Raw genomic sequence first — 23,481 nt, 5'->3', positions numbered from 1 at the left:
GCAACGTGAACTCCACGCATGTCGGCGGCACGCACATGATGAACGGCATCGGCGGTTCGGGCGATTTTGCCCGCAATGCCTACCTCGCCGTGTTCGTGACGAAGTCGATTGCCAAGGACGGCAAGATTTCCTCGATCGTGCCGATGGTGCCTCACGTCGACCACACCGAGCACGATGTCGACATCATCGCCACCGAGATCGGCCTGGCCGACCTGCGCAACACCGCGCCGCGCGAGCGTCCGCGCCTCATCATCGACAATTGCGTGCATCCGGACTACCGCGACGAGCTCAACGACTATGTCGAGCGGGCGTGGAAGCGTGGTGGCCAGACCCCGCACATCATCGAAGAGGCGCTGTCCTGGCACACCCGTCTGCGCGAGACCGGCACCATGCACAAGAAGGTCAAGGCCGACGCCTGACCGGCACCGGCAGACCGGCTGACTTCATCCGCGGGGCGGCGTGGCAACACGCCGCCCCGTTGCTTTTGCCCGCCCGCAGGCCGCCCCGGCCGGCTGCAACAGCCGGATAACACCCGCGCCGTCGTGTGCCGGGCGATAGTGGCGCTCTCACATCCCCAGCGGGCCCGAACACGCAGAGGCCCGCGGGCAACCGGGAGAAAAGCCATGGGCGCCAAGCGCATTCTGATGATCGTCGGCGATTTCGGCGAAGACTACGAAATCATGGTGCCGTTTCAGGCCCTGCTGGCCGTGGGCCACAAGGTGGAGGCCGTGTGCCCGGACAAGAAGGCGGGCGAGTGGGTGGCAACAGCCATCCACGATTTCGAGGGCCACCAGACCTACAGCGAAAAGCCGGGCCACCGCTTCACGCTCAACGCCACCTTCGCCGATATCGCCCCGGCCGATTACGATGCCCTGGTGATTCCGGGCGGCCGCGCGCCGGAATATCTCGGCCTCAATGCGGCCGTGCTGGCCACGGTGCGTCACTTCTTCGAGGCCGGAAAACCGGTTGCCGCCATCTGCCACGGCCCGCAGCTGCTCGCTGCCGCCGGCGTGCTGCAGGGGCGCAAGTGCTCGGCCTATCCGGCCTGTCAGGCAGAAGTGCGCATTGCCGGCGCCGCCTATGCGGATATCGCCATTGACGGCGCCGTGACCGACGGCAACCTCGTCACCGCCCCGGCCTGGCCGGCGCACCCGGCGTGGATCGCACAGTTCCTCGCCCTTCTCGGCACCACCATCACCCTCTGACCCGCCCCTCGCCCGCGCCATGCCGGTCACATCGGTCCGGCCATATGGGCCGGCGATGTGAAACCCCGGCAAAGGCCGCGCACGGCCTCAGCCCCGGTCCCGCCGCGGACCGGGGCTTTTGTTTTGCCGCCCGCCCCCATCGGCCCCGTTCGGGCGCGGGCGAGAAGGCCTGCCCAGCGCCATGCCCGCAGATGGACCCCGGGCGTCGCGCATCTCCGCCTTGCCATCCGACTTGTTTTTCACCGGCCCGCACGATGCCGCCCCCGCCGGCATCGGAACGGAGCAGGAATAACATTTGTGCAAATTTGAAATTAAACGCAATATTCTCCGGCAACGATCTTCACGAAATCGGCCTATATATTCGTTTTCTTTTATAGAAATATAAATTTTGAAGAACACTATATTTATTGATAGGAATGACTCGCATTCCATATTCGATGTAAATAGCAGCTTATACGGACGCTAAAACCTGTGATTGCTGGTCAAGACGAGCCCAAAGACGAGGCACTTCGTCGCGCAGGCGCGGTAATGACCAAGCCGGGCACGCATGCTAACAGCACGTTACAGAAGCGAGGCGTGCATTATGTGGAACAGCTCACGCAAGCAGGAGCGACGGAAGATTCGGCAGGAGATTCAGCAGGAGATTCGGAACTCCAAGACACGAGGCGGTTATCTGCCGCGATCGAACCCTTACTCCGTTGCGCCGCTGTGGTGTCCGTATCCGCTCGCCCGCCTGCTGCACTGGATGATGTCATCCGCGGATGACGAGCGTGCCGGCCGCAAGCGCAAAAGCCGCAGGAAGTAGCCGGCAAAGGAAACGGGCCCCGGGCATGTCCACCTGCCCCGCCCGGTCTGCCCTCCCGACGTTTGACAAAGCCGGCGCGATGATCCTCCATGCGTATCGGAACGATCCGTGCCGGCGCGCCCGCATGATCTGCACTGAGCAAATCGGCCGGTGTCGCCTGTGCAGCCACACGTTTGTGCGGCCCGGACAGCGCAGGGAGACGTCGTAATTATGAAATTCGTTTCTTGTTTGAAGTCCGTTTATTGGTGTCTGCCTTTTTTATTTCTGAGCTTTGGAACCGCTTCGGCCGCCAGCGAAGAGCCGTTGCCGCCGGACCTTGAAGCCTGCAAATACAACCTCACATTTTTGGAAGACTTTTCCGACTTTCAGGTTGCGCCGTGGACGATCGGGCCGGCGCGGTGGACGGCGCATACGCCGTGGCACGGCGATTTCGGCTCGGCCACCTTCATCGACCCCGGCAAGAACGACCCGTTCAGCGTCTCCGACGGCGTGCTGAACATCACGGCCCGCAAGCAGGCGGACGGTCGCTGGACCTCCGGGCTCATAGCCGCGGCCGACGGGACCGGGCGCGGCTTCGGCGCCCGTTATGGCTATTTCGAAGCCCGCATGAAGTTTCCGCGCGGCCCGGGAACCTGGCCGGCGTTCTGGCTGACAAGCCTCAAGCCCGCGTCGGACACCTCACCAAGCGTCGAAATCGACGTGATCGAGTATTACGGACACGCCACGGCTTCCTATCAGTCAGCCCTTCACGTCTGGTATGTCGGCGACGACAAAGAGAAATCAACTCATACACTGCACCGCGTTCATGTGCCGAAGAATTCTCTTGTCGATGCCTATCACAACTATGGCGTCGATATCCGGCCGGATACCATAACCTATTATTTCGATCGCAAACCGGTGTGGCAGCAGCCGACGCCCGCCGAACTGGTGTGGCCGAGCTATCCGCTTGTCAATCTGGCCCTCGGCTCCGGCTTTCCCATCACCAAGACGCCGAACCCCTCAACGCTGAAGGTCAAGTTCGTCCGCGTGCTCACCTACGATCCCAACAAGAAATGCTGAGGCGCACGATGCCGGCCGGCCGGCAGCGGCCGGCCTTTTCCTTTGCCGTCACCGCAATCGGTGCATGCACAATCCGGTGATGCAACGCGCCGGGCCATGCACTTTCGCATGCAAACCGGGCGTATTTTGCACATAATGAGCGAAAGGCAGCCGGCGAGGCGTGGCCGGCGCGCACCAACGGCAAAAACGGGAGGACACACCATGAAGCGCTTCGGAAAAGCCGTCTGGCAGGGCGGCGTGCGCGATGGCAGCGGCGCGATCTCAACGGAGAGCGGCGCCCTCAATAACGCCCCCTATGCCTTCTTCTCGCGGTTCGGCGACGAGCCCGGCACCAACCCGGAAGAACTGATCGGGGCCGCCCATGCCGGCTGTTTCTGCATGGCGTTCTCGCGCCTGCTCGGGCTGTCGGGGTTCACGCCCACGCAGCTCGACGCCCGTTCCGAGGTCTCCATCGAGAAGCAGGGCGAGGGCTTTGCCATCACGGCGGTGCACCTTACCGTCGTCGCCCGCATTCCCGGCATCAGCCAGAGCGCGTTCGAAACGCTGGCGCACAAGGCCAAGGAGGGGTGCCCGGTTTCCGCCGTGCTGCGGGCGCCGATCACGTTCAGCGCCACGCTGGCTGCCTGAGCCCCGCTTACGAGCCGGCGTTCAGCGACAGGACATCGACATAAAGCGGCCCGAAGGCCGGCCCGGCCCCGGCATCGCCGGTTTCCTTGGCAACCAGAGCCTGCGCGCTCGTCACCAGATGGTCGCGCATGGCGGCGGCCGCCGCGGCGGGATCGTGCCCCGCAATAGCGTCGTAGATCCGCTCGTGGTCGCGATAGATCGCCTCCATCTCGCGCGTGAAGCCGCCGGACGTGCCGCCGGCGATCATCTGCTGGTCGAACAGATTGTCCAGAATGCCCGCCAGCCGCCGGCTGCCGGAAATCAGCGCGATCTGGCGGTGGAAGCGGGCGTCGGGCTCCAGATGGGCGCGGGCGTTGGCTGACGTGGATTTATAGGCATCCCGCACCTCGTCCAGCAGCGGCCGCAGGCGGCGCAGGTCGGCCGCCGTCACCCGCATGGCCGCGCGGTGGGCAGCCGGGATCTCCAGCATGATCCGCAGGCTGAAAATCTCCTCCAGATCGTGCACCGTCGTTTCGAGAATCCGCGCGCCGCGATTGCGCTCGAAACTCACCATGCCCAGTTCTTCAAGCTTGAGCAGCGCCTCGCGCACCGGTGTGCGCGACACCTTCAGCTTTTCGGCGATCTCCTGCACCGAATGCAGGCTGCCCGGCACGAGTTCGCCGACGACGATGGCGTTGCGGACGATCTCGAACACGCGCGTCGCAAGGCTCTTCTGGTGCAGATCGGGACTTTTCATCAGGACCGTTTCCGATTGTGCCGGCTGCCGGGCGGGGCCGGTTGCAGGCTTGCCACGGGGCGCTTCTGCCCGCAACCCGCGCAGGGCCGGCGAGGCCTGAAGAGCCGTGCCCGACAGGTGACCCAACGCCGCGCCGCGCCGTTCTGTGCCGCCCCGTTCTGGGCCGCGCCCTTGTGTGCCGCGCCCTTGCCGCCGCACCGGGCCGTTGACTCACATTTGACATGTAACATACTACTGTCACGGTCCAGTGTTGAGAGGCTGCTTCGGGAGCGATGATGAAAATCGCGGTTGCACAGATCGGCGTTGCCAGAGGCGACGGTGCGCGCAACGCCGGTGAGATCGTTCGCCGCATCGAACAGGCGGCGGCCGAAGGCATCGCGCTGGTGGCGTTCCCGGAATGCAGCCTGACCGGCTATGTCTGCCACAGCCGCGCAGAGCTGGCGGCAATGGCGCTTTCCGCCGACGGGGCGGAGGTGGCCTCGATCCGCGCAGCCTGCCAGAGGACGGGCCTGCATGTCGTCATCGGCCTGTTCGAGCGCGAGGGCGCGCGCATTTTCAACACCGCCCTGCTGATCGGCCCCCATGGCATCGTCGGCCGGCACCGCAAGAGCCACCTGCCGTTCCTTGGCGGCGACCGCTTCGTCGACCAGCCCGACCCGACCGCCCCCGCGGTGTTCGAAACCCCGGCCGGCCGCATCGGACTGGCGATCTGTTACGAGATCCGCTTTCCCGAAGTGGTGCGCACGCTGGCGCTGGAAGGCGCCGAAATCGTCGTGCTGCCAACCAACTGGCCGACTGCATCGCGCATTCTGGCAGACCTTTTCACGCCGGTGCGGGCAGCGGAGAACTTCGTCTATTTCCTCGCCGCCAACCGCAACGACAGCGAAGACGGCGCGGCATTCCTCGGCAGCAGCCAGATCGTCGATCCGTCCGGCACCGTCGTCGCCCACGCCGGCACCGGCACCGGCCTGTTCGCTGCCGAGGCGGACCTCAGCCGCGCGCGTAACAAGACGATCGTCTTTCAGGCCGGCGAATTCGAGATTGCCCCCTTCCGGGACAGGAAGCCGGAAACATACCGGCTCTGACAACAATCGGGAAGACAGAGGGATTTCATCATGTGCATGGCGTGTTACGTCGACGCAGCGACGAAAGACAAGATCATCGCCTATAATGCGGCGTTCCATAAGGTCACCCGCAGCCCGTTTGGCAAGGATGACCAGATCGGAATGCTTAATCTGATCGATGCGGAATCCCGCTCGGCCATTCTCAGCCGGGCCGATGCCAGCCGCGTCTTCGATCTCTCGGTCGATCATTTCATCGGCATGCCGGGCTGGTTCGGCGCCGGCGACCAGCCCTATCAGATCTGGATGACGCACACGCCCGCGGGCGAAATCGTCGACGACAGCATGAAGAAGGGGCTGGAGGCGAACACGCTGGTTGCCTATTCCGGCGACGGCATTTCGATGTACACCCATTGCGGCACGCACATCGATACGCTCAACCACTTCGGCTACAACGGCCACATCTTCAACGAGTTCAGTGCAAAGGAGCATCTCGGCAGCCGGCACTGGAACGTGGCCGGGCCGGAGCACCATCCGCCGGTTCTGGCGCGCGGCGTGCTGCTGGACGTTGCCGCACTGCACAATGTGGATGTGCTGCCGCCGAGCCACCCCGTCGGGGCCGATGATCTGAGCGGCTGCCTGAAGCGCCAGAACATCAGCCTGCGGCTCGGCGATGTCGTGCTCATCCGCACCGGGCAGATGCGGCTGTGGCCGGACATGGCGTTCGTGGCCAACACGCCGGGCCTCAACCGCGAAGGCGCCGAGTTCCTCGCCGGGCATGGCGCGATCATGGTCGGGGCCGACAACCTCACCGTGGAGCAGACGCCTGCGCCCGATCCGGTCAACTTCTTCCCCGTGCACACTTATCTGCTGGCGGAAGCCGGCGTGCCGCTGCTGGAAATGGCCTATCTGGAAGAACTGGCCGCCGAGCGGATCTATGAATTCGCCTTCTTTGGCGCCTGCATCAAGCTGCGCGGGGCCACAGGTGCGCCGATGCGGCCGGTGGCGATGCCGCTGACGCGGTAAGGCCGGCCCGCACCTTCCTGTCCGGGCCGGCTTCCGCGGCGGCCCGGACAGTTCCGGGCTGGTCTCCGCCAGCCATGAAATGCCCCTTGCATGCAGGAACGACCGATGAGTGACGTGGTGCTGGTAACCGGGGCGGCCGGTCTGGTGGGGCGCGCCGTGCTGCGCCGGCTCGCCGCCGCCGGGCGCCCGGCAATAGCCGTCGACCGGGTGGCCACGACGATTGCCGGCGTGCCGGTTGCCCCGGTCGAGCTGACGGAGGTTCACGCGCTGCACGGCCTCGTGCGCGGCCGCAGCCTTGCCGGCGTCATCCACTGCGGGGCCATTTCGGGCCCCATGCTCGGCCGCGAAAAGCCGTTCTCCCTTGTGGAAACCAACATCGTCGGCACCGCCAACATGCTGGAGATCGCCCGCATCCACGGTGCGCGCCGCTTCATCGGCTGCTCGTCGGCCAGCGTCTACGGGCCGAGCTTCGGCGCGCCGATCGATGAAAGCACCGACCTGCGGCCCGCCACGGTCTATGGCGCCAGCAAGGTTGCCGGCGAACATCTGGTGGCTGCCTACGGGCGAGAACACGGCCTTGCCGGCACCAGCCTGCGGCTGTCGTGGATCTATGGCCCGGACCGCAGCACGCCGTGCCTGCTGCGGCAGATGATTGCCGCCGGTCTGGCCGGCGAGGCCCTCGACGTGCCTTTCGGGGCCGGCTACCCGCGCCAGTACATCCACGCCGACGATGCCGCAGCCGCGCTGGTGGCCGCGTTCGACGCCCCTGCCCTGCCGCGCCCGGCCTATAACGTCACCGGCGGGCGCATCGACACCCTCGACGCGGTGGCGGCGATGGTCATGGCGCAGTTGCCCGGCAGCCGCATCCGTCTGGCGGCCGGCCCCGATCCGCTGGACGATCATCACGGCCCGATCGATATCGCTGCCGCCCGCGACGACCTCGGCTACCGCCCGGCCACCGACCTGCCGGACGGCATCGCCGGCTTCATTGCCGCCCTGCGCGACGGGCGATAACCCGCTGCGGGCGCAGGCCCGCCCTTCAAGACGCCATACGGGCGCAGGCCCGCCCCTCAGCCGCCCGGATTCCACATCAGCAGGGCGGCAAAGACCGCCATGGAGAGCGCGTAGAGAACGAGCAGCACGCCATAGCCCAGCAGCTCCCGCCGCAGCCCGCCGCCCGGCGCCAGCCACCAGCCGAAGCAGCGGAAGGCCAGCGGCACAGCCCACCAGCCCAGCAGCTGGGTGCTGACCAGATTGCCGATGAACAGGGCGAGCCAGAACGGCACGCCGTTTTTCAGCAGCACGGGCCCGGAAAAGAAGACCCCCCACAGAAAGACCACCGGATAAAGCACCAGCAGCACCAGCAGGTTGTTCTTGAAAGTGGCAACCGGCCCGCCCCGCCGGCCGGCCTCGCCCGGGAACCAGAAATCGAAGCCGTAACTGGTGCGCCGCAGATTGAGGGCGGCGTTGAACCGCGCCCCTTTTTCAAGCTGAGCACGGCGCTGGGGCGATTCCAGCCACGCCGTCATCGTCTGATCGCTGTCGAACGACAGGATGATAATCCACTCGTCGTGCACGCCGGGTATCGGCCGCTCCACGCGATGGCGCAGGAAGCCGCGAAACTCCGCCTCCAGGCTCTGGATGTCGCGCTGCCAGGCGAGAAACTCCGCCTCCAGTTCCGGCGGCACCTGAAACGACACGACGGCGGAAACCGCGGTGCTTCTCGGCTGGCCGGCATCGGGCAACAGGTGAATGTCCTCCTGCCCGACGAACAGATCGCGCACCTCGTCCGTCAGCGCGGCAAGATCGGCGCTCTGCAGCCAGCGGCGGGCATCGGCCGCATTATCGAAGCGCTGCACGGCCACCCAATCCGACTGCACCGGCGGCGTGGGCGGAATGACCTCCTGACCGGTGAAGCCGGGCCACGCGCCGAGCCGGGCGGCAACGCGGCCGAGCCAGTGGGAATAGCGGGCATAGCCCGCCTCGGCGATGCGCCGCTGGATGACGAGCGCGACAGGCCCCCCCGCCGCCTCCGTCGCCGCCCCCGCCTCCGCCATGGCTTTCAGCCCTTCTTATAGAGGCGCCTGCCCATCACCCAGGTCTCGTCGACGGCGCGCTCGTCGGAGACCATCATGATGGCGAACAGCACGTCGGCGGCCTCCTCCATGGTCTTCGGGCCCTCGGCGCCCACGGTCAGCGACTGGTGCCAGGGCTGGGCGGCCGGGCCGGCATTCCAGTCGAGGGCGACGAAGTCCGCCTCCTTGCCGGGCGCGAAATTGCCGAGACGGTCGTCGAGATAAAGCCCCTCGGCGCCACCGAGCGTGACCGACCAGAAGCCGCGATAGGGGGACATCTTGTTGCGCTCGGCTTCCGCCAGATCGCGGCGGGCGGGGTCCACGCTGCCATCGAGCAGGGTGTTGTTGCACATGCCGACCTTGTAGGCATCGTCCAGCACGTTCAGCATGGAAAAGCGGTTGCCGCCGCCCATATCGGTGCCGAACGACATCTTCACCCGGTGCGCCGGATCGGTGGCGCGACCGATGCGGAACAGCCCGGACCCGAGGAACAGATTGGAGCACGGGCAGAACACCACCGCCGCGCCGCTGGCCGACATGCGGCGGAACTCGCCATCGGACAGCCACACCCCGTGTCCGCCGGAAAACTTCGGGCCGACCAGACCGAATTTCTCATAAACGGCGAGATAATCGCTGCAGTCCGGGTGCTGCTCCAGCACGCCGCGGCACTCGGCCGGGTTCTCGGAAATGTGGGTGTTGACCCAGCAGTCCGGGTGTTCCTGCTTCAGCTGCTCGCAGCGCTTCAGCAGATCCGTCGAGGCGCCGTAGGCGAAGCGCGGCGTGATGGCATAGAGGTTGCGGCCGCGGTTGTGGTAGCGCGCGATCAGGTCTTTGCTGTCGCGATAGAAATTGTCCGGCGTATCGATGAACGCATCCGGCGCGTTGCGGTCGATGCCGGTCAGGCCGGCGATGACGCGCATGTTGCGCCGCGTCGCCTCCTCGAAGAACGCCTCGGTGGAAACCGGCGAACTGGAGGTGAAGGCCTGACAGGTTGTGGTGCCCGAGGCCAGCAGGGTGTCGAAGAACCGCACCGCCCCGTCGCGCGCATAGGCGGGGTCGCTGTATTTCATCTCTTCCGGAAACACCCACTTCTGCAGCCACGGCAGCAGCTGCTCGCCATAGGCGCCCAGCACGCGCGTCTGGGGAAAGTGAATGTGGCCGTCTATGAAGCCCGGCATGAGGATGCGGCCGGGGATCGCGGTGACGGCAAGACCCGGATGGCGCGGCGCGACCGCATCGAAGGCGCCGAAATCGGCAATGATGCCGTCGCGGATCACCAGCAGCCCGTCGGCATGGAACCGGGCCGCCTCATGCTCGCGGCCGATGTGCTTCCACGGATCGTCCACGAAGTCGAAGAATATTCCGCGAATGCCGATGGTGCTCATGGCGCAATTCTCATTGGACGAGGCTCAGGGGACAATTTTTATGGGATTATTCAGTGGCGGCGGGCCGGCTTCTCTCTGCCCGCTGTCCGGACCGGGCGGCCGCGCGGTCTTCGGCAGCCCGCCATGCAGCAGCAGGCCGGCAGCAAGACCGAGCACGACATAGAGCCCGGCCACCGGCGTCTGGGTGTCGTCCGGCAGCACGGCCGCCGTGGCCATGGCGGCGCTGACGCCCAGATAGCAGATGGCGCAGGTGAGGCCCCCGATGAGGCCGATATTGCGGGTGAAGAGGCCGAGCGTCATGCCGTACATCATCGGGCACAGCACACCGCAGGCGGCCAGCACGAGCGCGCCGCCGAGCGACAGCGAAACGACATCGGCCCCGTGGAGCAGACCTGCGGCAAGCAGCAGGGCCGTGCCGGCGCCATAGACCGCGAGCGCGCCGAAGGCGAGGCGCCGCGCCGGCACACGTTCTGCCAGCCCGGTACAGCCGAGCTCTCCGGCAAGTGTGGCGCCGCCCAGCAGAAAGGCCGCCAGTCCGTAGGCCGCGGGCGAAAAGCCCAGCGCCTGCTGATAAAGAAACGGCGCCACCACGCCGAACACCAGCTGCGCGCTGGCCATGACCGTGAACACCAGCGTGAAACACAGGAAGGCGCGGTGCCGCAGGGTGGCCGCGATGATCTGCCCCGTCGCCGCCAGACTGACGGGCGTGCGGCGGCCGGCCGCCAGCGTTTCCGGCAGAGCGATCGCAACCGCCGCCATCGCCAGCGCGGCAAGCACCCCGATCAGCACGAAGATCATCCGCCACGACATGACTTCCACCAGCAGGCCGCCAATAGCCGGCGCGATGACCGGCGCCAGCCCCCACGCAGCGCCGAGCAGGCCCGAAACCGCCGTAAGGCGGGCCCCGCGAAAGACGTCGGCGGCGATGGCATAGCTGATTACCATGCAGGCGGCCCCGCCCAGCCCCTGCGCCAGCCGGAACACCAGCATCAGCGGCGCATTCGGTGCCGCGGCGCAGGCAAAGCTCATGGCTACCAGCAGCGCCATGCCGGCCAGCAGCACCGGCCGGCGGCCGCGGGCATCGGCCAGAATGCCGGCGGGCACCAGAGCCAGGCTCATGCCGAGCATGTAGACCGTGACGGTATTCTGGATCACCGCCGGGCCGGATTGCAGCGCCTCCACCATCTGCGGCAGCGCGGGCGTATAGGCATCGAGCGGAATCTGGCTGAACGGCACGACCAGCAGCAGCAAGGCCACAATCCGCCCGGCTCCGGGGACCGGCTCATCCGGCAGGTCGCGGCCGCTCGCACGGGCAGGCAGATTCCGTCGCATGCCTCTCCCTCCGGCGCACGAGGTGGTCCGGCCGGCTCAAACCCCGGCAAGGCACGTCTGACGGAAATCGGGAGATGGTCTTTGTCACCGACAGCTTTTGTCACCGGCGGTGCTTGATTGCCGGCGGTCTTATGGTTGCCGGAGATCTTCAGGTTACCCTCGCCGGCGCATTTATTCTGTCGCTGTCTTCGCACAGCCCCCGTTTGTGACGATGATAGGCGGTCGGCACTGCCGCCGTCCAGCCCGAAAAGCAGCCGGGAAAATCCCCCGGAAGCCCCGTCAGGCGGCGCCGAGGCGGTGGGAGAGCAGGCCGGCGATTCGGCGCATTTCGTTGCCGAGATAAGCCAGCGTCTCCGGGGTCGCTTCGTTTTCCAGCAGGCTGGTCGCAATGCCGGCGATGGCGGTGCCGTTGTGATCGCTCACCGACGCGCCGACGCACACCATGCCTTCGCGGATCTGGCCGTCGTCCAGCGACCAGCCGCGGGCGCGGGTCTCTTCCAGTTCGTGCAGCAGTTCGGGCAGCGTCTGCACGCTGCGGGGCGTCATCGGCGGCGGCAGGCCGTCGGCGACGAGCCGGGTCACAACCTCAAGAGGCAGTGCCGCCAGCATCGCCTTGCCGGTGGCGGCGAAAGGCGCCGGCAGCCGCATGCCGATGCGGAACGTGAAGCCGAGCGGCTCGCTGCTGTTGTTGCAGGCGAGATAAATGACTTCGGCCCCTTCCCTTATCGTCAGCGTCAGCGTCAGGCGGGCCAGATCGGGCTGGCCGGCGACGGCGGAGCGGAACGCGCCGACAAGGTCTGCCTGAGCGAGAAAGCCATTGGCCCAGCTCATCAAATGGGGGCCCATGCGATAGGTTCCGTCGGCCGCCCGCACCAGCAGATGCATATCGACCATGGCGGCGATCAGCCCGTGCGCCGTGCTGCGCGGCAGCGACAGGGCGCGGGCGATATCGGCGGCGGCCGGCGGTGCGCTCGCCGCTGCCACGAAATCCAGAATGCGCACACCACGCCGCAGGGCGGGCACAGTATCTGCGCCGGCCCCGGCATCTGCGACCGCAGATTGAATTTCGGAACCTGTGGACTTTTTTGATAAAGAACCTGTCATAATGGCTTTCGTGCCCCCAACAGCCCTTGACAGCAGCGGGAAAAATGCGGGATCGTTCAGTCAGAGGAACACAGTTCAGCTAATTGAACAACATAAAACGAAGGGAGGAGGCGATGCCCTCACTCGCCAACCCGGCCCTGCTGCGCGATTCCTGCCTCGTCGGCAACGGATGGAAGAAGGCGGACAGCGGCGCCGTGATTTCCGTCACCAACCCGGCCACGGGCGCCACTGTCGGCAGCGTGCCGTCGCTTTCGGCAGCCGAAACCGAGGCCGCCATCGACGCCGCGGCAGCCGCCTTCGGCCCGTGGTCGCAACTGGCAGCGCGCGAGCGCTCGGCGATCCTGAAGCGCTGGTTCGAACTCATCCTTGCCAATGCCGACGACCTTGCGGCGATCATGACCGCCGAACAGGGAAAGCCGCTGGCCGAGGCCCGCGGCGAGATCGTGTATGCTGCCTCCTTCATCGAGTGGTTTGCGGAAGAAGGCAAGCGCGTCTACGGCGATGTCATCCCCGCGCCGCAGAATGACAAGCGCCTGATCGTGCTGAAGCAGCCGGTCGGCATCTGCGCAGCCATCACGCCGTGGAATTTCCCGGCTGCCATGATCACCCGCAAGGCTGGCCCGGCGCTTGCCGCCGGCTGCGTGATGATCGTGAAGCCGGCCGAACAGACGCCGCTCACCGCCCTTGCCATCGGGCAGCTGGCCATCGAGGCCGGGGTGCCGGCCGGGGTGCTGCAGATCATCACCGGCAGCTCGCGCGTCATCGGCGGCGTGCTGACCGCAAGCGACCGTGTGCGCAAGCTGTCGTTCACCGGCTCCACCGAGGTCGGCCGCCTGCTGATGGCCCAGTGCGCCCCCACCATCAAGCGCATCAGTCTGGAACTCGGCGGCAACGCCCCCTTCATCGTGTTCGACGACGCCGATCTCGATGCGGCGGTTCAGGGCGCCATCGCTTCCAAATACCGCAATGCCGGCCAGACCTGCGTGTGCGCCAACCGGCTTTATGTGCAGGCCGGCGTCTACGATGCCTTTGCCGAGAAGCTGGCGGCGGCCGTCGCCCGGCTGCCGGTGGGCGACGGCACCGCGCAGGGCACGCTGATCGGTCCGCTCATCGATGACGATGCCATCGCCAAGGTGGAGCGCCATGTGGCCGACGCCACCTCGAAGGGCGCGAAGGTTATGCTCGGCGGCCGGCGTTCCGCGCTCGGCGGCACGTTCTACGAGCCGACGATCCTGACCGGGGTCACCGCGGAAATGGCTGTCGCCCGCGAGGAGACCTTCGGCCCGGTCGCGCCGCTGTTCCGCTTCGAGACCACCGAAGAGGTGATCCGCATGGCCAACGACACCGAATTCGGTCTGGCGGCCTATTTCTACACCGAGAACATGCGTCGGGTGTGGGCGGTGGCCGAGGCGCTGGAATATGGCATGGTCGGCCACAATACCGGTCTCATCTCCAACGAAGTCGCCCCGTTCGGCGGCGTCAAGCAGTCCGGCATCGGCCGCGAGGGCTCGCACTACGGCATCGAGGAATATCTGGAGATCAAGTATCTCTGCTCGGCCGTGCGCTGACACTGACGATGACGGCGGGGCGCCTGCCCCGCCGGCCTGATCCCGAACGATCCTGACCGCCTTTCCCGCTCCCCCTGCCTGTCCGCCCCTGCGACAGGCGGCCGCCGGCGCGCGCCCTGCGCCGGCCGGACGGGCCGGCCCGCGCCTTGTCCCCGCGCCGCAAAGCCGGCGCGGGCCCCTGAGCGAACTGACACCCCCAAAAAACAACCTTGGTTCCGGAAGCCCCGCGGCCCTGCCGCCACGGGGGCGGTCCGGTCACACCGGGAGGACCCCCGTGACAGCTTTCAATCCGTTCGAGTTCCGCACCGTTCCCTGCATTCAGGTCGAGTTCGGCGGCGCCCGCCGGCTGGGCGAGAACCTCGCCGCCCGCTTCCCCGCCCGCAACGCGCTGCTCGTCACCGATGCCGGGCTGGTCAAGGCGGGCATTGCCGGCCCGGCCATCGAAAGCCTGAAGGCGGCCGGCTTCAGCGTGACCGTCTACGATGCGATCGTGGCCGATCCGCCGGAAAGCGTCGTGCTGGCCTGCGCCCGGACGGCGAAGGAGGCCGGCTGCGATATCGTCATCGGCCTCGGCGGCGGCTCGTCGCTGGATGTCTCCAAGCTCGCCGCCGTGCTCACGGTGTCGGAGCAGGAGCTGTCGCAGATCTACGGCATCGGCAACGTCAGGGGCGGCCGCCTGCCGCTGGTGCTCATTCCCACCACCGCCGGCACCGGCTCGGAGGTGACCAACATCTCGGTCATCACCACCGGCGAGACCACCAAGATGGGCGTGCTCTCGCCCCAGCTCTATGCCGATTTCGCCCTTGTCGATGCGGAACTGACGCTGGGTCTGCCGGCGCTGCACACCGCCGCCACCGGCATCGACGCCATGGTGCACGCCATCGAGGCCTACACCAGCAAGCACAAGAAGAACCCGGTTTCCGACGCGCTGGCGCGCGAGGCGCTGCGCCTGCTCAGCCGCAATCTGGTCGCCGCCTGCAAGGACGGCTCCAACCGCGCCGCCCGCGAGGCGATGCTGCTCGGCGCGCTTCTGGCGGGGCAGGCCTTTTCCAATGCGCCGGTGGCCGCCGTGCATGCGCTGGCCTATCCGCTGGGCGGGCACTACCACATTCCCCACGGCCTCTCCAACGCGCTGATGCTCGGGCCGGTGCTGCGCTTCAATGCCACCGCCGCCGCCCCGCTCTATGCCGAGCTGGCCGACGTGCTGATCGGCCCGGGCGAGGGCGATGCCCTGAGCCGCTCCAACGCTTTCGTCGATGCCATGCAGGCGCTGATGGAAGACAGCGGCGCACCGCTGCGCCTGCGCGATGTGGGCGTGACCGATAACAGCCTGGCGCTGCTTGCCTCCGACGCGATGAAGCAGACCCGCCTGCTGGCCAACAACCCGGTGGACGTGACGGAGGCCGATGCCTTCGCGCTCTATCAGGCTGCCTACTGAGCGGCCCGCCGCTCGCCTTCACAAGAAACCGGTCAACAAAATCTGCAGGGAGAGAAACATGAGCGACATCCGCCTCTATATGCTTCAGGCCGGCTCGCTGAAGTGCAAAGTGCACAACATCAAGATGAATCAGGGCGACGGCGCGGATTATGAAATCCCCGTGCCGTTCTTCCTGATCACGCATCCCAAGGGTCACACCATCATCGACGGCGGCAACGCCGTTGAGGTGGCCACCGACCCGCGCGGCCACTGGGGCGGCATCTGCGATGTCTACTGGCCGGAGATGACGCCGGAGCAGGGCTGCGTCGCCCAGCTCGAAAAGCTCGGCATCAGGCCGGAAGACGTGCGCTATGTGGTGCAGTCTCACCTGCACCTCGACCACACCGGCGCCATCGGCCGCTTCCCCAATGCCACCCATCTGGTGCAGCGGGCGGAATATGAATACGCCTTCACGCCCGACTGGTTCGCCGCCGGCGGCTACATCCGCAAGGATTTCGACAGGCCGGGCCTGAAGTGGCAGTTCCTGCACGGCGATGTGGACGATTATTACGACCTCTATGGCGACGGCACGCTGACCACCGTGTTCTCGCCGGGCCATGCGCCGGGTCACCAGTCGTTCCTCGTGCGCCTGCCGAACACCGGTCCGATGCTGCTGACCATCGATGCCGCCTACACCACCGACCATTGGGAGGAAAAGGCGCTGCCCGGCTTCCTCGCCTCCACGGTGGATACGGTGCGCTCGGTGCAGAAGCTGCGCACGCTGGCCGAGCGCACCGGCGCTCAGGTGGTGACGGGGCACGACCCTGTGGCCTGGCCGGGCTTCACGCAGGCGCCGGGCTATTACGACTGATATGCCCCTTTCTGCCCGGCCCCCTGCGGCCGGGCAGCCCTCTTTGCGCAACCGTTTGCGACCGGACCCGGCCGCACCCGGCCGCGATCCGGCAACGCCGCGGCGATCGGAGGCCGGGCGGGCCATCGCCGGCGCTCTGCCACGGTGCGCCCGGCGCGGTTGCAGGCACGGGATCGACCAGCCGCCGCCGACGTCGCGCCGTGCGCGGCCATCCGCCGCCCTGTGCCCCCGCCAGCCTTTCATCGGATCATGACAACCCGGAAGCCGGCCCGCGCAAGGGCTGCGGCCAGCATGGCCGCGGACGGTCCCGGTCCGCACCCGGCGGATCTGCCGAACCCGGTTGACACGACCCCGACACACGGTGCTGCACTATCGGCCCACGAGGTCTGAGGCGCGTTGCAGCCGGAACCGGCACACCCCGCCCGCCTTTGCCTGCCTTTCTTCCTGCCTTTCTGCGGCGGACACCCGTTGTTCTGCGCAGAGGCCAGAGACGTGACGCTGATCCGATGCGCAACAACCGTCCGATCCGCGCCATCCTGTTCGACAAGGATGGCACGCTGTTCGATTACGAAAAAAGCTGGGGCGCCGTGAACCGGGCGGCGGCGCGGCTGGCGGCGCGCGGCGACGAAGCGCTGGCCGCGACGCTGCTGGCCATCGGCGGCGTGGACCCGGCCTCCGGCCGCACCCGGCCGGGCAGCCCGCTTGCCGCCGGCAGCACCCGCGAGATTGCCGAGGCCTGGGTGGAGGCGAACAGCCCTTATGAGGTCTCCGCCCTCACGACCGACCTTGACGGGCTCTTCACGCGCTCGGCCGTCCACGCCGTGCCGGTGACGGATCTCGATGCCCTCATGGGCCGCCTGACCGCGCGGGGGCTGGTGCTGGGCATTGCCAGCAGCGACAGCGAAGGCGCTGTCCGCACGACGCTGCGGGCGTTTGGCCTTGAGCACCATGTGCGCTGCGCCATCGGTTACGACAGCGGCTTCGGGGCCAAGCCCGGCCCCGGCATGGTGCACGGCTTTGCCGCGGCAACGGGCATCGCCCCGGCCGAAATGGCCGTGGTCGGCGATAATCTGCACGACATGGAAATGGCCCGCGCCGGCGGCGCCGGCCTGCGGATCGGCGTTCTGACCGGCACGGGCAGCCGCGCGGACCTCGCCACGCTGGCCGATATCTGCCTGCCCAGCATCGCCGATCTCGAACAGGCGCTGGACGCGCGGGCGGCGGGCTGAGAAACCGACCCGCCCGCGGCCGCTTCATCCGCCGGCTTCAGGGCCGGGCGGTCGCCTCAAGGCCGGCCAGAGCTTCCGACAGCATCGCAACGAAGAAAGCGGCGCTCGCCCGCGTCAGGCACGGCGGCTCGATCTCCAGCACGTTGAGGTGATCGCCGGCCGGCTGCATGATGACGCCGCGCTCCGGCAGCCGGCGGCACAGCGTCTCCGTCTCCGCGGTGGCGGGTTTCAGCGTGACGCGGTCCCGCGCCAGTTCAGGGCCGGGACAGAGCCCCATGCCGTGCACCGCCCCGACGAGGGAAAAGCGCTGACGGAGCGCACTCAGCCGCCGGTCCCGGACGCCGGCCCCGTCCGGCATCCGCTCATGAAACCCCGCCACCCTCCGGTGCGCGGGGTTTTCCGTTTCCGCCCCTCATCCGCTCGCCGGCCCTCGCCCGCGTCTTCTCTCGCCCTTTCCCTCTTGCTCTTCCCGTATCACCGTATTACGGTATTACCAATAACGAACTGCCGCCGGGCAGCACGCCGGCAGGCAGCGGAGGAAACGCACGTGACAGAACAGCCGAAGGCCATCCGGCCCGATCCCTTTCAGGCACTCCTGCCCCCGCTCGGGCTCTATATCGACGGCGCGTGGCTGGACGGGACCGGCCGCTTTCCCGTCTTCAATCCGGCCGATGGCTCGGTCGTGGCCGAGGTTGCCGACGCCACGGCGGCACATGCGGAGGCCGCCCTTGCGGCTGCGGACCGCGCCCAGCCCGGCTGGCGGCGGCTTCCGCCGCGCCGGCGCGCGGACCTTCTGCACGCCGCCCACCGGCTGATGTGCGCCCGCGAGGCGGCCTTCGTGCAGACCATGACGCTGGAAAGCGGAAAGCCGCTGACCGAAGCGCAGGGCGAATTTCGCCTCTCGGCCGATTTTCTGCTGTGGTTCGCCGAGCAAGTGGCCCACCTGCACGGCACCTATGCCAACGCCTCCCACGGCGGCTTCCGGGTGGTGGTGACGCACCAGCCCGTCGGCCCCTGCCTGCTGATCACGCCGTGGAATTTTCCGCTGCTGATGATTGTGCGCAAGGCCGGCGCTGCGCTTGCGGCCGGCTGCACCGCCGTCGTCAAGACCGCGCAGGAAACGCCGCTGACCGGCGCGCTGTTCATGCAGGTGCTGCACGATGCCGGCTTCCCGGCCGGCGTTGCCAACCTGCTGCACACCCGCCATTCGGCGGCGATTTCCGAGCCGCTGCTGCGCGACCCGCGTCTGCGCAAGGTCTCGTTCACCGGCTCCACCCGCGTCGGTGCCCGGCTGATGGAACTGGGCGCCGGCAATATCGTGAACAGTTCCATGGAGCTTGGCGGCGACGGGCCGTTCCTCGTGCTCGACGATGCGGATATCGATCTCGCCGTCGAGCAGGCGATCATCTGCAAGTTCCGCAATGCCGGTCAGGCCTGCGTGGCCGCCAACCGCATCATCGTCGACCGGCGCGTTGAAGCCGCGTTCACCGCACGGTTCGTGGCACGGGTCCGCGCCCTCACGGTCGGCAACGGCCTGCTGCCGGTCGATGTCGGCCCCATGATATCGGCCCGCCAGCGCGACCGGCTGGACGCGGTGATCGCCACGCTGGTTGCCGCCGGCGGCACGGTGCTGGCCGGCGGACGGGCCATCGACGCGCCGGGCTATTTCTTCGAGCCGACGGTCGTACGCTTCGATGCGCCGAACCCGGTGATGTGCTCCAACGAGCTTTTCGCCCCCATCGCCACCGTGTTCGCCGTCGACGGCATCGGCGAGGCCCTCGCGTTTGCCAACGCCTCCCGCTACGGTCTGGCGTCCTACGTCTTTACCCGCGATCTCGACCGGGCCGTTGCCGTCGGCGAAGCGCTGGAATTCGGCATGGTCGGCATCAACCGCGGCATCATGGCCGATCCCGCGGCCCCCTTCGGCGGCACCAAGGCCTCCGGCATCGGCCGCGAGGCGGGACATGAGGGCATCTATGAATTTCTTGAACGAAAATACATGGCTGTGACCGTGCGCGAAGACCGGGGAGACCTGTGATGACGCTGGAGAACCGGCTGGGCCTCGGTCTGGTGCGCCAGCCGAAGACGGTGCTGTTCGGCCCCGGCCAGCGGCGGCAGTTGCCGCGGGTGGTCGGCGGGCTCGGCCGCCATGCGCTGGTGGTGACAGACGCCCGCATGGCGACCACGCCCGATTTCTGCGCGCTGACGGAGGCCCTTGCGGCCGCCGGGGTGCGCGTGACGCTGTTCGACCGCGCGGAACCGGACCTGCCGCGCGCCAGCGTGATGGCGGCGGCGCAGGCGGCCGGCAGCGGCATCGATGTCGTCGTGGGCATCGGCGGCGGCTCGTGCCTCGATCTTGCCAAGGCGGTGTCGGCCGTGCTGACCCATGGCGGCGACGTGCGCGCGTTCTTCGGCGAATTCCGGGTGCCCGGCCCGGTGCTGCCGGTCGTGACGGTGCCGACCACCGGCGGCACCGGCGCCGAGGTGACGAGCCTTGCCATCGTGTTCGACGACGAGCGGCAGATGAAGATGGCCATCGCCGATGCCCACATCGAGCCGCACACCGCCATCATCGATCCGGAGCTGACCCTCACCTGCCCGCCCGGCCTGACGGCTGCGACCGCCGCCGACGCCCTCTCCCATCTGGTGGAAGCCTTCACGGCGCGGCCGAAGAACCCGACGCCGGAACAGCTCGCCACCCAGATTTATGTCGGCAAGAACCGCATCACCGACCTGTTCTGCGCCGAGGGCCTGCGGCTGATGAACCGCTCGCTCGGGGCCGTGGTGAGAACGCCCTCCGACATCGCCGCGCGCTCCGACGTGATGTTTGCCGCCTATTGCGCCGGCATGGCGATCAACACCACGGGAACGGCGGCCGCCCACGCCATCCAGTCGCCGATGGCCGCCATCGGCCACGCCCCGCACGGCTTCGGCGTCGGCGCGCTGCTGCCTTATGTGATGCGCTTCAACCTGCCCTATGCCACGGCGGAATTTGCCGAAATCGGCCGCATTCTGGGCGTTGCCGGCGCCGGCGCGTCCATCGGCGAGCAGGCCCGCGCCGGCATCCTGCGCATCGAGGAACTGCTGGCGGAGGCCGGCACACCGCCGGATCTGCACGCACTCGGTATCGGCCCGGAGCACTTCGCGCAGATCGCGCAGGCGAGCGTGCAGGCCACGCGGCTCGTTCTCAACAACCCGGCGCCGATGACGGTGGCGACCGTGACGCAGCTGCTGGAACGGGCCCATGCCGCCGACCGGCGCTGGTGGACGCCGGAAGAGGCCCCCGCCCTGACGGCATAAGACGGGCAGGATAAGATCTGCGGAATGAGACCGGCGGCAGGATCGCCGCCGGAAGAAGACGGACCGGTCCCGCCCCTTTGCAGGGGGAGCTTGCGAACGAGGACCGGCCGGCAGGATGGAAATGCCATGGAGGACATGCAATGAGCGCAGATTTTCTGCGGACGCAGAATGCGGGCTGGTACCGCTTCCGCGTCGGCGGCTTCGAGTGCACGGCCATCTGGGACGGCTACATTCATCACGGCTATGAGGGCATCTTCCCCAATGCCGATCCGGCCGAGATGGCGCGCCTGAAGGCGGAGCACAACCTGCCGGAGGATCACATTCCGATGGATCTGAACCCGGTGGTCGTGAACACCGGCGAGCACCTTTTCCTGATCGATGCCGGCATGGGCCGCACCTCCGTCATGTTCGGCGACACCATGGGCCGCCTGACGGACAACATGCGCGCCGCCGGCATCGCGCCGGAAGACATCGACGCCGTGCTGATGACGCATCTGCACCCCGATCACGCCTTCGGCCTGATCGATCCGGACGGCAGCGCCGCCTTTCCCAATGCCCGGCTGTTCTGCACCGAAGCCGACTGGGCGGAGTGGACGGACGAACGCAACCTGCAGCGCAACGATTTCCGCGCTCCGTGGACCGAAGGCGCGCTGGCCGCCGTGGCGCCCTACCGGGCGCGGCTGACCCTGTTCCGGCCGGGCGACACGCTCTTTCCCGGCGTCAGCACGGTGTGCGTTGCCGGCCATGCCGCCGGCATGTGCGCCTACATCTTCGAAAGCGAGGGGCAGAAAGTCGTCTTCACCGGCGACGTGGCGCACCATCAGATCTACGATCCGCTGCACCCGGAATGGTTCTTCCACATGGATTACGACACCGATCCGCAGCAGGGCGCAGCCGCCAAGGCGGCCATCTTCAGCAAAGCGGCCGACGATGGCATCCGTTTCCACGGCTACCATTTTCCCTATCCCGGCCTTGGCGATATCGCACGGGCGCCGGACGGCACCTACCGCTTCCATCCCCAGCCGGTGAACCCGCGGCTGTGAGGGCCGGCCCGGAACGGAAAAAGGGCGCGCTTCCCCCCGGGAAGCGCGCCCTTTGTTACAGCCTCCCGCAAGCCCGGCTTCCGCCGGTCAGGCCGGCAGCAGCTCCTTGTTGCGGTTGACATATTCCGCAATCGCCAGCTCGCCGGCGAGAAGAATGTGATGCTCGCACGCCGCCCATGCCGCCTCGGGATTGCGGTCGACGGCGGCGGCGTTGATGATGGCGGTCAGCTCCGCAATCGACGGTTCGATACGCTCGGGATTGACGAAGGCATAACGGCGGAACACGGCGATGCGCGCGTGCATCGCCCGCAGGTTCTCCGCCAGCACCTCGTTATGGGCGCCATCCAGAAGCTGGCGATAGAACGCCGCCTTGATTTCCTCGCGCGAGTCGATATCGCCCTTGCGGTAGGCACTGTCGAGCCGGTCGCGAAGCTGCACCAGCCCGGCGCACTGCGCGGGCGTGGCATTGAGCGCGAAGAGCTTGCCGGCCAGCCCCTCCAGCGCGGCGCGCACGACATAGATCGCCTTGATTTCAGCCTCCGTCAGCACCGTCACCACAGGGCCGACATTCGCCATCACCTGAATGAGCTGCTCGGACTCAAGCTGCCGCAGCGCCTCGCGCACCACCGTGCGCGAAACGCCGTAAGCCTCGCACAGCGCATTCTCCACCAGACGCTTGCCGGGCGGCAGTACGCCGTTCAGGATGTCTTCGCGAATGAGCTTCACGACCTGCTGCCGCAGCGGTGCCGCCTGTCGCGCTATGATCACGCTGCCAGCCATGAACATCTCCAAGTTGGACCGTATTACCGTAACATAGTCTAATTCCGACCTGAAGACGAGCCCCATCGGGCCCTCAGCCTACGGTCACACCGCCGCACACGAACAACGTCTGGCCGGTGATGAAGCCGGCCCGGGCGTCGGCGAAGAAGCTGACGGCGTTGGCCACATCCTCCGGCGTTCCCATGCGCCCGACGGGGATGGAGGCGATGAGAGTGCGGGTATAGGCACTGTCGGGCGGGTTGTTCTGCCAGAACGCGGTGGTGCCGATCGGGCCGGGGGCAACGCAGTTGACGGTGATGCCGTCGCCGCCCAGCTCCAGCGCCCAGGTACGGGCCATGGCCTGCATCGCGCCCTTGCTGGCGCTGTAGAGCGTCCGCGCCTCCTTGCCCAGCGTCACCCGGGATGTGTTCATGATGATGCGGCCGCCGCCGAGCCGGCGCATGCCGGGCACCAGCGCCTTTGCGCAGACGAGGGCGGTGCGGACATTCAGATGCATCAGCCGGTCGAAATCGCCGATATCGACGGCATCGAACGGCGCGGGCGCGACGAGACCCACATTGTTGACGAGCACGCCGACCGGCAGGCGCGCGGCAATCTCGCCGAGCGCGGCTTCCGTGGCGCCGACGTCGGAGAGGTCGACGAGACGGGCGTCGGCCCGCAGGCTTTCGGCTTCCGGCGCCACGATATCGAGGGCAACGACGCGGAAGCCGTCGGCCTGAAGCCGGAGCGCGATGGCCTGCCCGATGTTGCGGCCGCCACCGGTGACCACGGCACAGCGTTGCGACATGGGTCTGATCCTTCCAGACGGAACTGAGGCAAGGGAGAGGCCGCTGCCCGCCGCGCATGGAGGCAGCGGCA

The 23,481-nt window shown here is 67.4% G+C and carries 21 protein-coding genes and 1 pseudogene; 14 read left to right on the top strand and 8 right to left on the bottom strand.

The annotated features are described in order from the left end of the window. The 4 genes from V7067_RS03895 to V7067_RS03880 all read left to right on the top strand — a co-directional run. Positions 1-419 (top strand): acetyl-CoA hydrolase/transferase C-terminal domain-containing protein (locus V7067_RS03895; protein ID WP_334174568.1); only part of this gene is annotated, 419 nt, incomplete at its 5' end. Between the two features lie 204 nt (positions 420-623). Next, positions 624-1,205 (top strand): DJ-1/PfpI family protein, encoded by a 582-nt coding sequence (locus tag V7067_RS03890; protein WP_334174567.1) that lies wholly within the window; start codon positions 624-626, stop codon positions 1,203-1,205. A gap of 1,015 nt (positions 1,206-2,220) precedes the next feature. Continuing rightward, entirely contained in the window at positions 2,221-3,069 is an 849-nt protein-coding gene (locus V7067_RS03885; protein ID WP_334174566.1) for a glycoside hydrolase family 16 protein, read from the top strand. A 201-nt stretch (positions 3,070-3,270) separates the two neighbouring features. After that, on the top strand, positions 3,271-3,696 hold the full coding sequence (locus tag V7067_RS03880; RefSeq protein WP_334174565.1) for an OsmC family protein: 426 nt from the start codon (positions 3,271-3,273) through the stop codon (positions 3,694-3,696). A gap of 7 nt (positions 3,697-3,703) precedes the next feature. On the opposite strand, the gene V7067_RS03875 is transcribed toward V7067_RS03880, so the two are convergent. Further along, on the bottom strand, positions 3,704-4,432 hold the full coding sequence (locus V7067_RS03875) for a GntR family transcriptional regulator (RefSeq protein ID WP_334174564.1): 729 nt from the start codon (positions 4,430-4,432) through the stop codon (positions 3,704-3,706). A 275-nt stretch (positions 4,433-4,707) separates the two neighbouring features. Here V7067_RS03875 and V7067_RS03870 point away from each other — a divergent pair, with 275 nt between their 5' ends. The 3 genes from V7067_RS03870 to V7067_RS03860 all read left to right on the top strand — a co-directional run bounded on the left by V7067_RS03870 (position 4,708) and on the right by V7067_RS03860 (position 7,533). Continuing rightward, a complete protein-coding gene (locus tag V7067_RS03870) occupies positions 4,708-5,517 on the top strand; it encodes a carbon-nitrogen hydrolase family protein (protein WP_334174563.1) in 810 nt (269 codons plus the stop codon). Positions 5,518-5,547: 30 nt separating this feature from the next. Continuing rightward, a complete protein-coding gene (locus V7067_RS03865) occupies positions 5,548-6,519 on the top strand; it encodes a cyclase family protein (RefSeq protein ID WP_334174562.1) in 972 nt (323 codons plus the stop codon). A gap of 105 nt (positions 6,520-6,624) precedes the next feature. Then, complete coding sequence (locus tag V7067_RS03860) at positions 6,625-7,533, top strand: NAD(P)-dependent oxidoreductase (RefSeq protein WP_334174561.1); 909 nt, start codon at positions 6,625-6,627, stop codon at positions 7,531-7,533. Between the two features lie 56 nt (positions 7,534-7,589). Here V7067_RS03860 and V7067_RS03855 read toward each other — a convergent pair whose 3' ends face one another. From V7067_RS03855 to V7067_RS03840, 4 genes are all read right to left on the bottom strand, one after another. Beyond that, positions 7,590-8,576 (bottom strand): antibiotic biosynthesis monooxygenase, encoded by a 987-nt coding sequence (locus V7067_RS03855; protein ID WP_334174560.1) that lies wholly within the window; start codon positions 8,574-8,576, stop codon positions 7,590-7,592. A gap of 5 nt (positions 8,577-8,581) precedes the next feature. After that, positions 8,582-9,979 carry a guanine deaminase gene (gene guaD / locus V7067_RS03850; RefSeq protein WP_334174559.1) on the bottom strand — a complete coding sequence of 466 codons (1,398 nt, stop codon included), beginning with the start codon at positions 9,977-9,979 and terminating at the stop codon, positions 8,582-8,584. 24 nt (positions 9,980-10,003) lie between these two features. Next, a complete protein-coding gene (locus tag V7067_RS03845) occupies positions 10,004-11,236 on the bottom strand; it encodes a multidrug effflux MFS transporter (protein ID WP_334174558.1) in 1,233 nt (410 codons plus the stop codon). A gap of 354 nt (positions 11,237-11,590) precedes the next feature. Then, positions 11,591-12,334 (bottom strand): IclR family transcriptional regulator, encoded by a 744-nt coding sequence (locus V7067_RS03840; protein ID WP_334174557.1) that lies wholly within the window; start codon positions 12,332-12,334, stop codon positions 11,591-11,593. Positions 12,335-12,528: 194 nt separating this feature from the next. Here V7067_RS03840 and V7067_RS03835 point away from each other — a divergent pair, with 194 nt between their 5' ends. The 4 genes from V7067_RS03835 to V7067_RS03820 all read left to right on the top strand — a co-directional run bounded on the left by V7067_RS03835 (position 12,529) and on the right by V7067_RS03820 (position 17,500). Continuing rightward, entirely contained in the window at positions 12,529-13,983 is a 1,455-nt protein-coding gene (locus tag V7067_RS03835; RefSeq protein ID WP_334174556.1) for an NAD-dependent succinate-semialdehyde dehydrogenase, read from the top strand. A 274-nt stretch (positions 13,984-14,257) separates the two neighbouring features. Then, positions 14,258-15,421, top strand: a complete 1,164-nt coding sequence (locus tag V7067_RS03830; RefSeq protein WP_334174555.1) for an iron-containing alcohol dehydrogenase — start codon at positions 14,258-14,260, stop codon at positions 15,419-15,421. 58 nt (positions 15,422-15,479) lie between these two features. Then, positions 15,480-16,271, top strand: coding sequence for an N-acyl homoserine lactonase AttM (attM, locus tag V7067_RS03825; protein WP_334174554.1), 792 nt, complete (start codon positions 15,480-15,482; stop codon positions 16,269-16,271). Positions 16,272-16,777: 506 nt separating this feature from the next. Further along, positions 16,778-17,500 (top strand): HAD family hydrolase, encoded by a 723-nt coding sequence (locus V7067_RS03820; RefSeq protein WP_334174553.1) that lies wholly within the window; start codon positions 16,778-16,780, stop codon positions 17,498-17,500. Between the two features lie 37 nt (positions 17,501-17,537). Here V7067_RS03820 and V7067_RS03815 read toward each other — a convergent pair. Next, a pseudogene (locus V7067_RS03815) lies at positions 17,538-17,828 on the bottom strand (hypothetical protein); the annotation flags it as partial. Positions 17,829-18,047: 219 nt separating this feature from the next. Here V7067_RS03815 and V7067_RS03810 point away from each other — a divergent pair. The 3 genes from V7067_RS03810 to V7067_RS03800 all read left to right on the top strand — a co-directional run bounded on the left by V7067_RS03810 (position 18,048) and on the right by V7067_RS03800 (position 21,843). Next, positions 18,048-19,538, top strand: a complete 1,491-nt coding sequence (locus tag V7067_RS03810) for an NAD-dependent succinate-semialdehyde dehydrogenase (protein ID WP_334174552.1) — start codon at positions 18,048-18,050, stop codon at positions 19,536-19,538. Continuing rightward, complete coding sequence (locus V7067_RS03805; protein WP_334174551.1) at positions 19,538-20,800, top strand: iron-containing alcohol dehydrogenase; 1,263 nt, start codon at positions 19,538-19,540, stop codon at positions 20,798-20,800. The genes V7067_RS03810 and V7067_RS03805 overlap by 1 nt, the downstream gene beginning before the upstream one ends. Before the next feature lie 140 nt (positions 20,801-20,940). Continuing rightward, positions 20,941-21,843 (top strand): MBL fold metallo-hydrolase, encoded by a 903-nt coding sequence (locus tag V7067_RS03800; RefSeq protein WP_334174550.1) that lies wholly within the window; start codon positions 20,941-20,943, stop codon positions 21,841-21,843. 87 nt (positions 21,844-21,930) lie between these two features. On the opposite strand, the gene V7067_RS03795 is transcribed toward V7067_RS03800, so the two are convergent. Continuing rightward, positions 21,931-22,623 carry a GntR family transcriptional regulator gene (locus tag V7067_RS03795; protein ID WP_334174549.1) on the bottom strand — a complete coding sequence of 231 codons (693 nt, stop codon included), beginning with the start codon at positions 22,621-22,623 and terminating at the stop codon, positions 21,931-21,933. 73 nt (positions 22,624-22,696) lie between these two features. Beyond that, a complete protein-coding gene (locus V7067_RS03790) occupies positions 22,697-23,410 on the bottom strand; it encodes an SDR family oxidoreductase (protein WP_334174548.1) in 714 nt (237 codons plus the stop codon). Between the last annotated feature and the right edge of the window lie 71 nt (positions 23,411-23,481).

The organism is Pseudoxanthobacter sp., assembly GCF_036822375.1.
In the GTDB taxonomy this organism is placed as follows: Bacteria; Pseudomonadota; Alphaproteobacteria; order Rhizobiales; family Segnochrobactraceae; genus Pseudoxanthobacter.
The sequence above is the reverse complement of the archived record's forward strand: the minus strand, read 5'-3'. Positions and strand labels throughout refer to the sequence as shown.

Excerpts from the sequence above, each read along its gene's own strand:
- V7067_RS03890 (WP_334174567.1), top strand. The coding sequence starts at position 624 with ATGGGCGCCAAGCGCATTCTGATGATCGTCGGCGATTTCGGCGAAGAC.
- V7067_RS03885 (WP_334174566.1), top strand. The coding sequence starts at position 2,221 with ATGAAATTCGTTTCTTGTTTGAAGTCCGTTTATTGGTGTCTGCCTTTT.
- V7067_RS03880 (WP_334174565.1), top strand. The coding sequence starts at position 3,271 with ATGAAGCGCTTCGGAAAAGCCGTCTGGCAGGGCGGCGTGCGCGATGGC.
- V7067_RS03875 (WP_334174564.1), bottom strand. The coding sequence starts at position 4,432 with ATGAAAAGTCCCGATCTGCACCAGAAGAGCCTTGCGACGCGCGTGTTC.
- V7067_RS03870 (WP_334174563.1), top strand. The coding sequence starts at position 4,708 with ATGAAAATCGCGGTTGCACAGATCGGCGTTGCCAGAGGCGACGGTGCG.
- V7067_RS03865 (WP_334174562.1), top strand. The coding sequence starts at position 5,548 with ATGTGCATGGCGTGTTACGTCGACGCAGCGACGAAAGACAAGATCATC.
- V7067_RS03860 (WP_334174561.1), top strand. The coding sequence starts at position 6,625 with ATGAGTGACGTGGTGCTGGTAACCGGGGCGGCCGGTCTGGTGGGGCGC.
- V7067_RS03855 (WP_334174560.1), bottom strand. The coding sequence starts at position 8,576 with ATGGCGGAGGCGGGGGCGGCGACGGAGGCGGCGGGGGGGCCTGTCGCG.
- guaD (WP_334174559.1), bottom strand. The coding sequence starts at position 9,979 with ATGAGCACCATCGGCATTCGCGGAATATTCTTCGACTTCGTGGACGAT.
- V7067_RS03835 (WP_334174556.1), top strand. The coding sequence starts at position 12,529 with ATGCCCTCACTCGCCAACCCGGCCCTGCTGCGCGATTCCTGCCTCGTC.
- attM (WP_334174554.1), top strand. The coding sequence starts at position 15,480 with ATGAGCGACATCCGCCTCTATATGCTTCAGGCCGGCTCGCTGAAGTGC.
- V7067_RS03820 (WP_334174553.1), top strand. The coding sequence starts at position 16,778 with ATGCGCAACAACCGTCCGATCCGCGCCATCCTGTTCGACAAGGATGGC.
- V7067_RS03805 (WP_334174551.1), top strand. The coding sequence starts at position 19,538 with ATGACGCTGGAGAACCGGCTGGGCCTCGGTCTGGTGCGCCAGCCGAAG.
- V7067_RS03800 (WP_334174550.1), top strand. The coding sequence starts at position 20,941 with ATGAGCGCAGATTTTCTGCGGACGCAGAATGCGGGCTGGTACCGCTTC.
- V7067_RS03795 (WP_334174549.1), bottom strand. The coding sequence starts at position 22,623 with ATGGCTGGCAGCGTGATCATAGCGCGACAGGCGGCACCGCTGCGGCAG.
- V7067_RS03790 (WP_334174548.1), bottom strand. The coding sequence starts at position 23,410 with ATGTCGCAACGCTGTGCCGTGGTCACCGGTGGCGGCCGCAACATCGGG.